Raw genomic sequence first — 13912 nt, 5'->3', positions numbered from 1 at the left:
TTCCGCACGCTGCGCGCGAACGCCCTCGATGGGGCGGCGTCAGTTCAGGTGTCTGGGAGGCCTTATATGCGCCGTATACTCGCCGCCCGCCGACGCTTCGGTAACGACGGCCGCAAAGCAGCGGGAGACAGCGCGGTCCAGGTCAGGACAGTCGACCGGCACGGCATGCAGCGGCGCGCAGTGGACTTCGCAGCTCTCATCTGACGATTTCTCACCACCGGGATGTTTCTCGTCCACATCCGTTTCGGCCGCCGCCGCCGCATCGTGGTGGCCAACGTGGTCGCCGGTGTCGTGCGGAGATTTCTCGACCTGAAGCGTCAGCCCGGAGTCGCTGTGAAAACCGGTGGCGTTCGCGTTAGCGAAAAGCCCTGGCTGGAGAGAAGACATAACCAGAAACACGACCGCCAGCACCGCGCGGAGGGGCGCAATTCCTGCAATCGAGGTTCGGCCGAGGTTTCTCATCAAGCCCCCTTGGGACAAGTGTTCGCTAGATTTGTCAAGACCAATTGCCGTCAATTTGTTGCAGTGCAACCAGACATAGCCGCGAATAGCCACTCATGCTTGACATGAGAATGCACCGACGCGTCGCATCAGTCCGATGTGGTGACAGGCTCGTTTGCCAATAAAAAAGTCGAACTGTCAGAGCCCGGCCAACTATGAAGGTTTGGAACCTCCAGTGGGGAACGCGCCGGAACGAATGGGAGGAGATATCCGACACGGCGCACATATGAGACACACCGATGATGTTTCAATGCGTAATTGTGGGCCACGACGGAGATGCTGCCCTCTAACGAGGATGACGACGTCGTGCAGCGGTGAGCCCACCTTACCCGGCTCTTTCGCCTCGGACCGGCATCTCATCCGCGAGATCATGCAGGGCAAGGCGCGGGCCAACGTACGAGCCCTGGTCAGTGGCCTGTCGGTCATTTGGCGCCTTCCTCCATTTTGATGTCTGTGCTGGCGGTGCACATGCGGACGAGGTCACCCAGGTGCGCCCTCCATTCCGCAGTCTGATCGTTGTTGTTGTAGAGCCGATCAAGCGAGGCCTCGCCCTCCAGCGTATCGAGCATGCAGCCACAATAGCTGGAGCAGAATTTGCTGCCGCGCGACTGTTCGCACGATAGCTGGCAGGTTTTCTGGAAGTTAACCTGTGGCGTTTCAACCTTGGCCGGCATCACTTGCGAAAACAGCCAGACACAGCCGATCAGCAGCGGCTGGTGGATCAAGTAGAAGGCGAGGCTGTGGCGGGAAAGGCCGACCCACCATAGCCAGGGACGGTCGAAGGCCTCGAAGCGCAGATAGACGGGCGCCGCGATGACAAGCGCGGCAACGGCAAGCGTCAGTAGCGCCGGAAGGCGTAGGAAGGCGAGACCCAGCAGGCTTGCCAGCGCGATCTCATGCAGTATGCCAAAGAAGATGAAGCCGTCCGGTATGGCGATGCGGGTGACGACCGAGACGGCGATCGCGGCTCCGGCAACCATGGCGAAACGCTTCCAGAAGCCGCTCCAGCCTATTTGCTGGCCATGGGCGAGGTACAGGCTGACGCCGACCAGGAACAGGAAGGTCGAGGCGATGCAGCGCGCGTAGATCTTCCACCAGCCGAAGGCGGTCAGGCCCGGATCAGTGTAGCCGAAGAATTCCAGATCCCAGGTGAAATGGTAGCTCGCCATGGCGATGAACGCGATGCCGCGCAGGACGTCGATGGCGACGATTCGCTTCGATTGATCTCGAACGGATGCGGTCCGCTTAAGGATGCTCATGGTCTCGCGATCTGGTTCAACTCGGGCAGGACGACTATCACGGATGAACCGGGTGAAAGAAGCTGGCCGCGCGTGGCATCAGTAGCCGTTGCGGCGTTGCATCCTGCATCAGACCTTCCGTGTGTGAGCTTACATCACATCGAGGCCACTTTAGCTCAGCACGATGTATCGCCGCCGCAGGCAGTCAACCGATCTAGCGGAGGAAACGAACCCCAATCAATGTCGACCGAACCCAGCTACCGACGCTCTTCGCGGGGCTCAGGCTTCTGCCCAGACAGAAAATCAGCCTGCTTTGCTGAGACTGCCAGCAGAAGATTTACCGGTACGGCGATCCTGCTCGACCTCATAGTTAATCTTCTGGCCATCAACCAGGGTTGAGAGGCCCGCGCGTTCGACTGCGGAAATATGAACGAACACATCTTGACCGCCGTCGTCGGGCTGAATGAATCCAAAGCCCTTGGTGCTGTTGAACCACTTCACGGTGCCAGTAGCCATATGCGTATCCCTTGTAAGCCAGACCGGTTGCGTCGAGATTGAGATAGAGGCAGAAACGCGAAAACTTGCAAGCAAGGGATCATGCAGCCAAGAACCACAGCAATGGGGGGTGTCTCGATGGCCGCCAAGGTGTCCGCAGTTATCTTTCCCTACTGGACGACCCTTCCTTGGAAATCGAACGTCGATTTATTCGAGCGTATACGACGGGAGGCTGGCCTCATGCTGATCCTGCGCCTTTTCTGAATTCTCGACAATCTGTTTGGCAGCGCGATTTAGTGACCGCTCCAGAGCTGTACATGCTCCCGGGGCCGTGGCGCCGTGGGTCAACTTGCTAACCTGTTTAGCTGCCTCCAGCGCAATCGCTTTGTGGCCATCCTCATGGGCCTTCAGCTCCTGAAAGTAATTGTTCCAGGCCGTGCGCGTGGTTGGATCGGCGCGCGCATCGTCTACCCAGGTCGGAAGTAGAATTCTGAGCTTGAGTACGATTTCATCCGACGTGACCCGGCAGGAGTTTCCGGTCGCCGCAAACCTGAAATTCCAATCCCAGAGATCTGCGACCTCGCCTTCAATAATACCGTCTCCGTCCCTCTTGGCCACACGGTGCAGGTCGTCATGGATCGCCTGCCGGCTAAGGCCCCGCAATTGATAGGTCGAATAGGTGACGTCGAGTTTTACGTCAGATCGCGCCTCCCCTGCACTAAGCGTGAAGACGAGGCCGCAGAGAACCGCAACGTATCTGCTCATACTCGAGAACTGAGGTATCATGTTGGCACTCCTTAATCTGCTTATAAGTAAACAGTTGGAACCTACTACGGCCGCTGCCGCAGCCGTTGTAAGGGTTACGATCGCCGATTGACCGCATCACAAGGGTTGTGAAGCCCTGCAGCACTGGCCATAGCCCCCATCCTACACTGCTTGACCGAATTTGGAGCACCGATCAGGAAAGATCGCGGCCGCCACAACGATGATGCGCAATGGTGGGCTTCCCGATCCCTGCATCCTTAGATCACTAGCACCGGGGCAAACCCGCTGCCGGGTGTCCGGAAATTGGTTGTCTGGCCCTGGTATAAGCGCGCGGCCGCGAGCAACACCTGGCCATCATAAGTATAAAGCCGCACGTCCATGTTGCGCGGCGTGGGCGCACCATCGATCTCGATCATACGCTGTCCGGGTGAGGCAAACGCCTGGGCCACATAGCCACCACGGGCGATCTCGGCCCACACTCAGCCCTGGGCAACATCACGCCCATCGAATTCGCCATAAAAATGGCGCTGGAAAAACAGGCCGCATGAGGCCAGAAATGAAGCGCCGGACTCTCCATTGAAATGGAGGGAACAAGGGTCTCAGGTCACGTCGAAGATGATACTACTACATCACCGGGCCATGGGTGATGGTCGTCAATTCCGCGATCACATCAAACGCCTTGATGCTCAACGTCGGGTCACCTTTCATCTCCGCAATAATTGGCCCGTCCACGAAGGACTGCGCGGCGGCATCATCGTCGAACAGGTAAATCCCGCCGGCTTCGCTTTGGCTCTCGTTTATAATCCAGACCTTCCAGCGCAGGCCAGGTATATCCGCGATGGGTTGTGCATATGGCAAGTTTTCTTTCTCATACTCAGCCCTTGGGCTGTTAAGTTTGTAGTTTATTTGCAGAATTTTGCCCGACATGGTCTTTCCTCCTTTATTGTCTCGTTGCGACAAATCATTCCTAACATCTTGCACCAGAGCATGGCCAAATTGGCTTTAGCGGCGTGGCGCGATTGAACCTGTGCTCATCGGAGCGAAGAAGCACGTCCACCGCATCCGGTATCTGCCGACACGGAACGTTGGAATCAAAGGCTCGCAGATATGAAAACGCTCATCTGGCGCCGCTTGGACGCGGTCTCGGGGAATGAACCACTCCCCCGTCGGCGGGTCGTTCCGAGCATAGGGTTGAGGCTGTCTTACAAAATAGCCGTCTTTGGTCGTCCTGACGTCGCTGGAAGCGAGCGGGTGACAGTCACGGTTGCCGCAGCACTTAAAATGAAGGACCGGGTCCGTTTTGTCGGAATACCAATCGTGAGCGTCCGCATCAAAAGACAAAACTAGCCCTATCAGGGAGACAATATACCTTTGCGAAACTGTCATTGCAAAGCCCTCACATGCGCAAATATAGCACATTAGACCCTGCTAATACATTCGTTTATGAGGCAGCACTTTTTTTCCCTGGCCAGTCTGAAAGCCCGCGCCTCGTGGCGGAGAGCGCAGGCCGATGAGGTTTTGTTGTCCGATCTTCAGCAGATTCCGACGGATCGTTATCTGCCGCCCAGCACGAACTCTTAGCAGCCTCTAATGTTCCATCCGATATCGGCCGCCCTCAGTCTTGCCATAAGCGTTCGGGCTGGTATCGGGCGCGTAGACCAGCCCGACTTTCTTCCCGCCGCACTTGGCGCACCGCAGCTTCGGCCGAATGCCCCATTCCATTGCCGGAGCATCCGGGCCGAAGCGGTCGTGGAGCTTCAGGCCTTTTTTAGCGACCGTCTCCGTGAAGTGGCTGACTCGGAACGACCGGCTGTTTGGTGGCGCCCGGATTTTCCTCCACCTCCTGCTCGGTGGCTCGCCGCACGTAGACAAGCCTGAACACAAGCGCGAAGTACCCGACCTGCAACAGAATCGCAGTGATGATGCCCCAGGCAACAGCCTTCCAGATAGATCCCGTGGCCACATAGGCCCAAGCCCCAACGAGGGCAGACGTGGTGAACATCCCCACCAGAAACTGCGGAAAATACATCGCCCCAATCCGGTTCCCATTCCCCAACGGGTTCCAGGCGAAATTTTCACTATTTTAGCAGTCGCGCAAGTATCAAAGTCCTCGGGGCGGGTTCATTCCCGGGTCGCATAACTCTGATCAGGCAGTAGGTGTCAATCGGCCCGCAATTGGGACCCTGGATCGGCTCGCAAAAGGGACCCCTTTTTTGAGGCACAATGGTCAGCGCTCGCCGGGCGGAGCTGGTCTGGGTTGCGCAGCCCGGCGAGTGCGGATCGGCGTGATGGGGTGATCAGGCGCGGTTCTTGAAGCGCCAGGATTCGTTTCCGGTCTCGATGATCTCGCAGTGATGGGTGAGACGGTCGAGCAGCGCGGTGGTCATCTTGGGGTCGCCGAAGACGGCGGGCCATTCGCCGAATGCCAGGTTGGTGGTGACGATGATCGATGTGCGCTCGTAGAGCCGGCTGATCAGATGGAAGAGCAACTGCCCACCGGCCTGGGCGAACGGGAGATAGCCGAGCTCGTCGAGCACGACGAAGTCGAGCCGGGTGAGGTAGTCGGCGATGCGGCCTTGCTTGCCGCCACGGTGCTCGATCTCGAGCCGGTTGACGAGATCGACGACGTTGAAGAAGCGGCCACGTGAGCCGTTGCGGATCAGGGCGCGGGCAATGGCGATTGCCAGATGCGACTTGCCGGTTCCGGTGCCGCCGATGAGAACGGCATTGCGCTGATCGGCAACGAAGGTGCCGTTGGCAAGGTCCCGGACCAGCACCTCGTTGACTGGCGTGCCGTCAAAGTCGAACTCATCGATGTCCTTGGCGATCGGCAGCTTGGCGACAGTGAGCTGGTATTTGATGGAGCGGGCCTGCTTCTCGGCGATCTCGGCCGACAGCAGATCGCCGACGATCCTCGGCGGCTCGTGCTGGCGCTTGATGCCTGTCGCCATGACCTCGTCGTAGGCGCTGCGCATGCCATAGAGCTTCAGCGTCCCCATAAGATCCAGAACCTGGGTGCGTTCCATCAGCTTGCCCTCCTGAGGCTGTCGTAGCGGGCGCAGTCGGCCTGCGGCTCATGCTGCAGGCGGAGCGCGTCCGGAGTAAGAACGGTGATTGCCGGCGCCGGATCGCGCTGCCGTGCCAGGATGTTGATGATGACGGCTGACGAGCAGACGTTCTGGTCGAGTGCCTCTTGGCAGGCCGCCTCGACCGCGTCGAGACCGTCACTGAGAACGGTAGCCAGGATCGCCACCATCTGCCGATCGCCGTCGTCCGCGGACTTCAATCTGCGCCGGACCCGCTCCATTGCCGATGGCAGAACCCAGCCCTGGAACGGCGCGCCATTGCGCAACGCTCCGGGCTTGCGGGCAAGCACTGGGACATAGTGCCAGGGGTCGTAGATCGTCTCGCCGCGCCCGAACGAGCGGACATGTTCGGCGACGAGGCTGCCGTCCTGACGGATGACGATGCGATCGGCATAGGCCTGGACCTCGACGGGGCGGCCGACGGCCGTCGAGAGCACCGAGTATTTGTTGTTGTCGAAGCGCACCGTGCAGGTCTTCGACACCGAGGCGGGGACCGTGTGGAATCCATCGAAGGGCCCACGATACTCGACAAGCTTGCCGCGCTCTTCCTCGAACACGTTCCAGATCGTGCGCTCCGGCTGGTCAATATGACGGTGCGCCTTGGTGTAGGCGATGCATTTGTCGAGCAGCCAGGCGTTGAGTTCGTCATAGGATTTGAAGCGTAGCCGCGGCGTGAAGAAGCGCTCGCGCACCAGCCCGACCTGATTCTCGACCTGACCCTTCTCCCAGCCCGACGCCGGCGTGCAGGCGACCGGCTGCACCAGATAATGGCTGCACATCTGCAGGAAGCGGCGATTGTATTGGCGGTCCTTGCCGACGAACACCGTCTCCACCGCGGTCTTCATGTTGTCGTAGATGCCGCGCGTGCAGGCACCACCGAAGAAGGCAAAAGCGCGGTCGTGCGCGTCGAACACCATCTCCTGCGTCTCGCGCGGATAGGCCCTGACGAACATCATGCGGCTGTGGCAGAGCCGGACATGGGCGACCTTCACGGTCACAGTCACGCCATTGATCAGGACGATCTCGTGGCTCCAGTCGAACTGGTAGGCCTCGCCCGGCGGGAAGAACAACGGCACATAGGCTTCCGCCGTCGCTGATCCCTGCGCCTTCGACCAGCTCTTGGCGTATCGGCGAACCGCATCGTAGCTGCCGTCGTATCCGAGACCGCGAAGCTCCTCAAAGATCCGGATCAGCGTTAGCCGCTCGCGCCCAACCTTGCTGTGATTGCCGTTCAAAAATCCATCGAGCTGACCCTGCCAGGGACCGATCTTCGGCATCGGCTGCCGCTCGCGCTCGTAACGGAACTCAGTCGCATCAGATCGCAGAACCTTGCGGACGACCTTCCGGGAGATCCGCAACTCGCGGCAAATCTCCTTGATCGACTTCCCATGAACCAGCGACAGCCGGCGTATCTTCGCAATCGTCTCCACAACCAACATCCAAAACAAATGCCTCCGATGAACCCGGAGGCAGTGTGACAACCCCGCGTTACAGGGGTCCTTTTTGGACGCCGATCACCCCTGAAACGGGGTCCTTATTCCACGCCGAAACACACCGTGAAAACTCTCAAGCCTATGCTCACTCCATCCTCTCGAGGTGAGAGAGATGATCCGGGAGCCGAGCTACTCCGGATCGCCCTGGCTGCCGCTCTGGGCTCGAGGCCCGTTGCAGCATCACAACCCAACAAGGAAGAAAATGAAGAAGTCAGTCATCGCTACCGCTATGATCCTGGCAGTCGCCACCTCCACGGGAGCCTTTGCCAAAGCAACCACGGGCACGATCACCAGCGTCGACAAGAATGGTGACTCGATCACGTTGTCCGACGGGCAGACCTTCACCCTCCCGGAAGGCATCGAAGCCGAGACGCTGAAAGTCGGTGAAAAGGTGAGTGTCACTTACACCACCAAGGCCGGCAAGCTTTCGGTTTCGAGTATTCATCAGGCCAAGTAGGCTTGCAAAACAAAAGGCCGGGTTGGCTCTGCCAGCCCGGTTTTTGGGTCAGATGCTCTTGCTAAGCGGGATGGATCAATCGAAGGCCGCGCGCGAGTATCGTAATGCTCGATCAAGCTTGCCTCATGGCGTGTCCTGATACTCAATCTCATCCACAAGCGCGCGCAATTCAGCTGGAGGCGCATGACAGAAAGTTCGAAAAGCTTCCAAGAACCCCAGGCAAATTGGACGCCGCATCGGACAATAAGGGTCACGGATATCGCAGCGAACGTTCGCAATGGAGCGGTCAATATCGTCGGCAAAAGAGCGTCCCAATAGGGCTGTCGGCGGCTCCCTCGTGGGAACAACGTGGCGATTTGCCGATCAGTCGGCTCCGGAAACCCGCGCCTCATTATCTCACTTCAGCGTTGGCCAATCATCTCGCTACTCGTGACCGGGCTGCCCGTCAGGAAGCCAGTCAGCAATGGCGCTTTCGGCAGCTGTACGTTCATGTGAGGGACGCGGCCCCACGTAGGAACCGACCGCAATGAATCCCACCAAATTCTCCTCGGTTCCGAGCCCGAACGATCGGGAAAGGGCGCTGGTGTCGACCTTCTTGCCGCTGACGATCATGGCGCTGAAGCCGAGATCCTCGGCCGCGAGCAGCATGTTCTGGATTGCGGCTCCGATCGAAATCCATTGTTCGCTTTCGGGTATCACCGGATGTGCTGTCTCGACGCGGCCGACGACCGCGATCAGGCAGGGCGCGTTGTAGGCCTTTTCCGCCTCGCGCTTTGCGGAGTCGCCGAAATTGTTCGGGTCGAGTTCGAGCGCCGCATCGCGGAAGGCCGAAGCCAAAGCTTCGCGGTCCTCGTCGTGGATCAAGATGAACCGCCACGGTCGCAGCCGGCCGTGATCCGGCGCGGCAACGGCGGCCTCCACCATAAGCCCGATCTGGTGTTCGTCCGGACCAGGCAACGTCAATCTTCGCGGCGAAATCGAACGCCGCGCAAGAATTGCATTGATGATGGGATTCTCTCCGGCCATCGCCGTCGAAACCTACTGGCAACAGAAGGATTCAAAGCGCAGCGGCATGCCGCGCTCGATCGAGCCGACGTCAGGCGGAAGCATGGCGATGCCATCAGCGAGAGCCATCGCCATCAGACTTGCCGACGAGCCACGACCAAGCATATCCAAAACGGGACGTCCGAATTCGTCACGGCCCGTGACCCGGACAGGAACGAACTCGGTCCGCCCGAGCCGTTTCTCATAGGCAAATCCTGCCACCGCCGGTGACCAGTCAGCTTCCACGCTGCGCAGTCCTGCGATCGCCCGGATCGCTGGCAGCGCGATCTGGCGAAAGGTCACCAGAGCAGCGTTAGGATTGCCGGGGAGTCCAGCGAACAGCATTGTCCCGATCATTCCGATCTTCACGGGCTTTCCCGGCCGCATTGCCACCTTGAGAATATCCAGCGTGCCACCGCGCTGTCCGAGCGCCGACACGACGTGATCCTCTTCGCCTGCGGAAACGCCACCTGTGGTGACGAGTACGTCGCAACGCGACGCCGCTTCGCCGAATGTCGCAGCCAGCGCGTCGCGCCGATCGGGAACGATGCCGAAGTCAATGATCTCGGCCCAGGAAGCTGCCGACAGCATAGCCCGGATCATGACGCGGTTGGAATTGTAGATCTGTCCGGGATCGAGGATCTCACCGGGTTCCTTAAGTTCGGTCCCCGTGGAGATCAGGCCGATGCGAACCTTCCGGAGCACCTCCACCTCGGCCATTCCCTGACCCGCCAAAAGCGCAAGCCGTTGAGGCGACAGTTGGTCTCCAGCGCCCATCAGGCGCTTCCCCACCCGCACATCCTCGCCCGCGTTACGAATGTTTTCTCCGCGCCGCGGGAGCCTTGTGATGACGACGGCATCGTTCGTGCGTTCGCAGTGCTCCTGCATGACGACGGCGTCGAACCCTCCGGGCACGGGTGCACCAGTGAATATGCTCAGCGCTTCTTTCGAAGCGGATGGCTGTCCGGGCGAGCACTCACCTGCCGCGATCCTGCCGCTGACCGAGAGCCTCCAGGGACCAGCCCCGACAAAATCAGCCAGCCTTACCGCGTAGCCGTCCATCGCCGAATTATCGAACGGCGGCAGGTCGATCGATCCGAAGAGGTCGTGGGCGAGGATTCGGCCCCTCGCCGCCATCAGCGACACATGCTCCGTTTCGCGCACGGTCCTGGCGACCGCGACTGCCTTGGCGGCGGCGATATCGACAGAGATAACCCTGCCGTCGGCACCCGCCTGGCAGGTCTCGTTTGTCAAAGCGATGGCTGGTTCCATGTGGCCTCTAATTGGGAATGCTCTTCAGGTATGCAATGACGTTCTGAATGTCCTCGGGTTTTTTCAACCCGGCGAACGCCATTTTCGTGCCCGGGACAATCGCCTTTGGCTCAACGAGATACTTGGCCAGCGTCTCCTCGTTCCAAACCAGGCCTCCTGCTCCCGCTGTGGTCATCGCCTTCGAATAGTTGAATCCTGTGACGGTTCCCGCCGTGCGGCCGATCAGACCGCCGAGATGGGGGCCCACCTTGTTGGTCGTGCTGTCGGCCGCGTGGCAGACCGCGCATTTCTTGAAAACCGTTTTGCCTGCTTCAACGTCCTGCGCGTTGGCCGCGGTGACACACGCAGTCAGAACGGAGACGGCAACGAAAATGCTTTCGAACTTCACTCCATTTCTCCCTTTTGGAAGTCGACGAGGTCCAAGGAATTTCCACCGCGGGCTTGCGAACGCCAGGCCCGCGGCGGAGCGAGTGCAGAACTCTATGACGCCCGATACTCCAACGACTTGAACGTCAAATGCTTCACGCCTTCCGGCGCGTCCGAGATCTTTCGGATGTCCGCCCAAGTCTGCTTGTAGTTGGGAATCACCAACTCGTTGACGCCGTCGTTGATGACGTTGCCCATCACGCCGGTCGGGAATCCGAACAGCATGAAGGTCTCGCCTTTCCTGGCCGTCGGCGTCGGATAGACCATAGCCTGGGTCGAGCCATCGTCGTTGAAGACCTCAACCAGATCACCGGGCTTGACCCCCAGTTCGGCCATGTCGTCCGGGTTCACCTGGATGTAGGGGAACGGCATGCGGTCCATGACGAAGTCGTTGGCCTGATCGAGGAAGGCATTTTGCCAAATGAGATTGGCCCGCCCGTTGTTGATCAGATATTTGAACTTCGCCTTCTGCGCGTCCTTGCCGGGCGCCTGGAAGCCGCGCCATGGAGCATCCATGAAGTGGGCCTTGCCGCCCTCCCCGGAAAACACGCCATCGGCGTAAAGACGCTTCGTGCCGACGATCTTGCCGTCCGTAAAGGCCGTGGCCGGTTCCTGGAAGCCGTTGTTGCCCATGGCTTTCAACCGCTCGTAGGTGACGTGCTTGCCGCCGCCAGCATTCTGATGATAGCCGTCCATGAAGGCGTCTTCTTCGGTCTTCCAGTCAAAGCCCTTGAACTGGTCGGCATACTTGATGTCGCCCATGTCGCGTAGCACCTTCTCCAGGTGCTGGGCGATTCCGGCCGCGATCAGGCAGTCGGGTTTGGCGTTGCCAGGCGGGTCCATATAGCGCTCGACAAGCCTCATACGGCGCTCGCCGTTCATGGAAGTGAGGTTCATCTCACCGGACTCCGCGGCCGGCAGCCAAACATGGCTCGCCGCGCCGATCTTCGAGGGAATGATGTCGACGTCGACCGAGAACAGACCTCCGGCCTTGATCGCAGCCGTGATTGCCTTGACCATTCCATCGCGGTCGCCATAGGGCACGGCGTTCATCGCATCCTTCACGATGTCGGTGCGCTTCTTGTAGACCATGTTGAACTGATGGGCATTCAGCGTGGTCTTGTAGTGGTCGCAGGCCCAGATGTGGTGAACGCCGCCCTTGCCTTCGATCAGGAGCTTGTCGACATAAGCCGCTGGCCTTCCGACATGCGCGTCGGACGGACGCACGTAACCTTCCTGGTGTCCGCCCAGGCGAACTACGCCACCGCCTTCGCGTCCGATGTTGCCTGTCGCCAGCGCGATGTTCACAAGGGCGCCGTTGGTGCGATAGTTGTCATTGCCCCAGATCAGGCCCTTTTCGTAGCCGATCATGGTGCGCCGCCGCTTGCCGCCCTCCTTGGGCATGGCAATCCATTCGGCCGCCTTGACGATATCCTCTGCCTTCAGGCCCGTGATCTTGGCAGCCTCGTCGATCGAGAGTTTGCAGCCTTCCACCGCGCCTGAATAGTTTGTCAGGTGACCGGGCTTGCCGTCAGCCTCGCCGCGTGCCGGGTAGAGCGCTGGCCGTGGCTTGCCTTCCTGGACCGTGCTGTTCTTGATGAAGTCGTTGTCAGTCCATCCCTTGTCGGAGATGTAGGTGAACAGCGCGTTGAAGAGCGCAAGGTCCGTTCCCGAATTGAGAGCGAGATGGAGGACATTGTCCTTCCCGGCTTCCGCCTCGCAAGCGTTTACCGTGACCGTGCGACGAGGGTCGACGATGATGATCCTCGCCGCTGCGTGCGGCTCGTCGGGCATTTGCGCCTTCTTTTTGTCGAGCGTCGCACCCCGCAGATTGGGTATCCAGTGATTGAGAAAATAGTTGGTCTGGGTCTCGAGCGGGTTGGTGCCAACAGCCATGATCGTATCGGCCAGTTCGGCATCCTCGTAGCAATTGTTCAGTTCCCCGACGCCCATGTCGCGTGTGGCGTGAACTTCGGAGTTGTAGGCCGGGCGGTTGTGGATGCGGACATTCTTGACCTTCATCGAGCCGAAATAGAGCTTTCCAGTGCCCCAGGTGTTCTCGTAGCCGCCGGCTGAGCCACCATGATCGAACATGGAGACGAACAGCCCATCTTCACCCTGCTCCTTGACCACGGCGGCCGTCACCCTTGCGACGAGGTCGAGCGCGTCGTCCCAGGAGGTCGGCTGCATCTGGCCATATCGCCAGACCATCGGCGAGGTCAGGCGCTGCTGCTGTGTTCCGCGCGTGGCGCTGAAGCGATTTTCAGCCATGCGGGCGCCACGGATCGATCCCAGTCCGGAATTCACCTCGCAGTCCTTGTCCGGCTTGATGACGATGTGGACATCCTGGCCGTTCTGCTTGACCACATTGTACATGGCGGGCGCGTACCAGGCGTCGGTCTCGGCGGCTTGCTGCTGAGAAAGATCGACCCCGAAAGCGTTGGAGGCGGCATCGGTGCCACCCTGCTTATTGGTCGGCCAGGTATAGGCGTGATAGCCGCAGCCGACGATGCAATAGTGGCAGGTGACGTTGTGCTTCTTGGCGTCGGCCGGAATGATCGGCAGACGGTCGATGTGACGTTTGTAAGCCATTGATCCGATCCTCCCTTAAAGTACGTTGCTCAGGCGGCCATAGAGGAGTTCGTCGACTCCCTCGGCATAGATGTCGCCCTTGGCGTCGATGCGCAGCGCGTATTGAGGAAGGTTCGCCGTCGACTGGCCCCAAATCTGCTGCCCTCCGGCATCCGCGTCGAAACGCGAATAGTGGCCAGGACAGTTGAAGGAGTGATCCTGGGCGTTGTAGTTGAGCGGGAATCCCTTGTGTGGGCATACGGTCGAGAACCCGACGATGTCGCCTTCAGCGCCGGCGCCGCCTTCCACTTTGGTTCCAAGCTTCAGCAACACGCCGGGCGCGTTCTCGTCTGGATAGTTGACCTCCAGGGGTTCGTTGACCTTCAGGTCGGCAACGTTGGCCAACTTGTTCGAAGGGTATTCGACCAGAGCGAGACCCGGTGCGGCCTTGGCCTGAGATTGCGCCGGCAAGGCCACTGCCGTGGCCATCCCTGCGGCGGCAAATGCCCCTCCCCTCAGAAATTGACGGCGGCCGACGTCGACCAGCTTGTTGCAGCGATCCAT

The 13912-nt window shown here is 59.8% G+C and carries 14 protein-coding genes and 1 pseudogene; 1 reads left to right on the top strand and 14 read right to left on the bottom strand.

Annotated features, from left to right (window positions below; all coding sequences use genetic code 11):
- Positions 1-39 precede the first annotated feature (39 nt).
- The 9 genes and pseudogenes from AC56QP_RS34945 to istA all read right to left on the bottom strand — a co-directional run.
- Positions 40-462, bottom strand: a complete 423-nt coding sequence (locus AC56QP_RS34945) for a hypothetical protein (RefSeq protein WP_489861437.1) — start codon at positions 460-462, stop codon at positions 40-42.
- Positions 463-923: 461 nt separating this feature from the next.
- Positions 924-1760: a heparan-alpha-glucosaminide N-acetyltransferase gene (locus AC56QP_RS34940; protein WP_489861438.1), complete on the bottom strand. Its 837-nt coding sequence runs from the start codon at positions 1758-1760 to the stop codon at positions 924-926.
- Between the two features lie 282 nt (positions 1761-2042).
- Positions 2043-2255, bottom strand: a complete 213-nt coding sequence (locus AC56QP_RS34935; protein WP_489861439.1) for a cold-shock protein — start codon at positions 2253-2255, stop codon at positions 2043-2045.
- A gap of 186 nt (positions 2256-2441) precedes the next feature.
- Positions 2442-3020 carry a DUF922 domain-containing protein gene (locus AC56QP_RS34930; protein ID WP_489861440.1) on the bottom strand — a complete coding sequence of 193 codons (579 nt, stop codon included), beginning with the start codon at positions 3018-3020 and terminating at the stop codon, positions 2442-2444.
- 236 nt (positions 3021-3256) lie between these two features.
- Complete coding sequence (locus tag AC56QP_RS34925; RefSeq protein WP_489861441.1) at positions 3257-3415, bottom strand: hypothetical protein; 159 nt, start codon at positions 3413-3415, stop codon at positions 3257-3259.
- A gap of 208 nt (positions 3416-3623) precedes the next feature.
- A complete protein-coding gene (locus AC56QP_RS34920; RefSeq protein WP_489861442.1) occupies positions 3624-3926 on the bottom strand; it encodes a YdhR family protein in 303 nt (100 codons plus the stop codon).
- 841 nt (positions 3927-4767) lie between these two features.
- Positions 4768-5028 carry an exopolysaccharide production repressor protein gene (locus tag AC56QP_RS34915; protein WP_489861443.1) on the bottom strand — a complete coding sequence of 87 codons (261 nt, stop codon included), beginning with the start codon at positions 5026-5028 and terminating at the stop codon, positions 4768-4770.
- A gap of 268 nt (positions 5029-5296) precedes the next feature.
- A complete protein-coding gene (gene istB, locus AC56QP_RS34910) occupies positions 5297-6025 on the bottom strand; it encodes an IS21-like element helper ATPase IstB (RefSeq protein WP_489858710.1) in 729 nt (242 codons plus the stop codon).
- Between the two features lie 5 nt (positions 6026-6030).
- Positions 6031-7524, bottom strand: a pseudogene (gene istA, locus AC56QP_RS34905) (IS21 family transposase); the annotation flags it as partial.
- 256 nt (positions 7525-7780) lie between these two features.
- Between istA and AC56QP_RS34900 the strand changes: the two are divergent.
- Complete coding sequence (locus AC56QP_RS34900) at positions 7781-8035, top strand: DUF1344 domain-containing protein (protein WP_497100881.1); 255 nt, start codon at positions 7781-7783, stop codon at positions 8033-8035.
- 423 nt (positions 8036-8458) lie between these two features.
- On the opposite strand, the gene AC56QP_RS34895 is transcribed toward AC56QP_RS34900, so the two are convergent.
- The 5 genes from AC56QP_RS34895 to AC56QP_RS34875 all read right to left on the bottom strand — a co-directional run bounded on the left by AC56QP_RS34895 (position 8459) and on the right by AC56QP_RS34875 (position 13912).
- Positions 8459-9061, bottom strand: coding sequence for a nitroreductase family protein (locus AC56QP_RS34895; RefSeq protein WP_489861445.1), 603 nt, complete (start codon positions 9059-9061; stop codon positions 8459-8461).
- 12 nt (positions 9062-9073) lie between these two features.
- Positions 9074-10351 carry a molybdopterin molybdotransferase MoeA gene (locus tag AC56QP_RS34890; RefSeq protein WP_497100882.1) on the bottom strand — a complete coding sequence of 426 codons (1278 nt, stop codon included), beginning with the start codon at positions 10349-10351 and terminating at the stop codon, positions 9074-9076.
- Positions 10352-10358: 7 nt separating this feature from the next.
- Positions 10359-10739 carry a c-type cytochrome gene (locus AC56QP_RS34885; RefSeq protein ID WP_489861447.1) on the bottom strand — a complete coding sequence of 127 codons (381 nt, stop codon included), beginning with the start codon at positions 10737-10739 and terminating at the stop codon, positions 10359-10361.
- A gap of 92 nt (positions 10740-10831) precedes the next feature.
- On the bottom strand, positions 10832-13369 hold the full coding sequence (locus AC56QP_RS34880; protein WP_489861448.1) for an arsenate reductase (azurin) large subunit: 2538 nt from the start codon (positions 13367-13369) through the stop codon (positions 10832-10834).
- A 15-nt stretch (positions 13370-13384) separates the two neighbouring features.
- A complete protein-coding gene (locus AC56QP_RS34875) occupies positions 13385-13912 on the bottom strand; it encodes an arsenate reductase (azurin) small subunit (protein ID WP_489861449.1) in 528 nt (175 codons plus the stop codon).

This window comes from Mesorhizobium sp. RCAM 05104 (assembly GCF_059683645.1).
The sequence above is the reverse complement of the archived record's forward strand: the minus strand, read 5'-3'. Positions and strand labels throughout refer to the sequence as shown.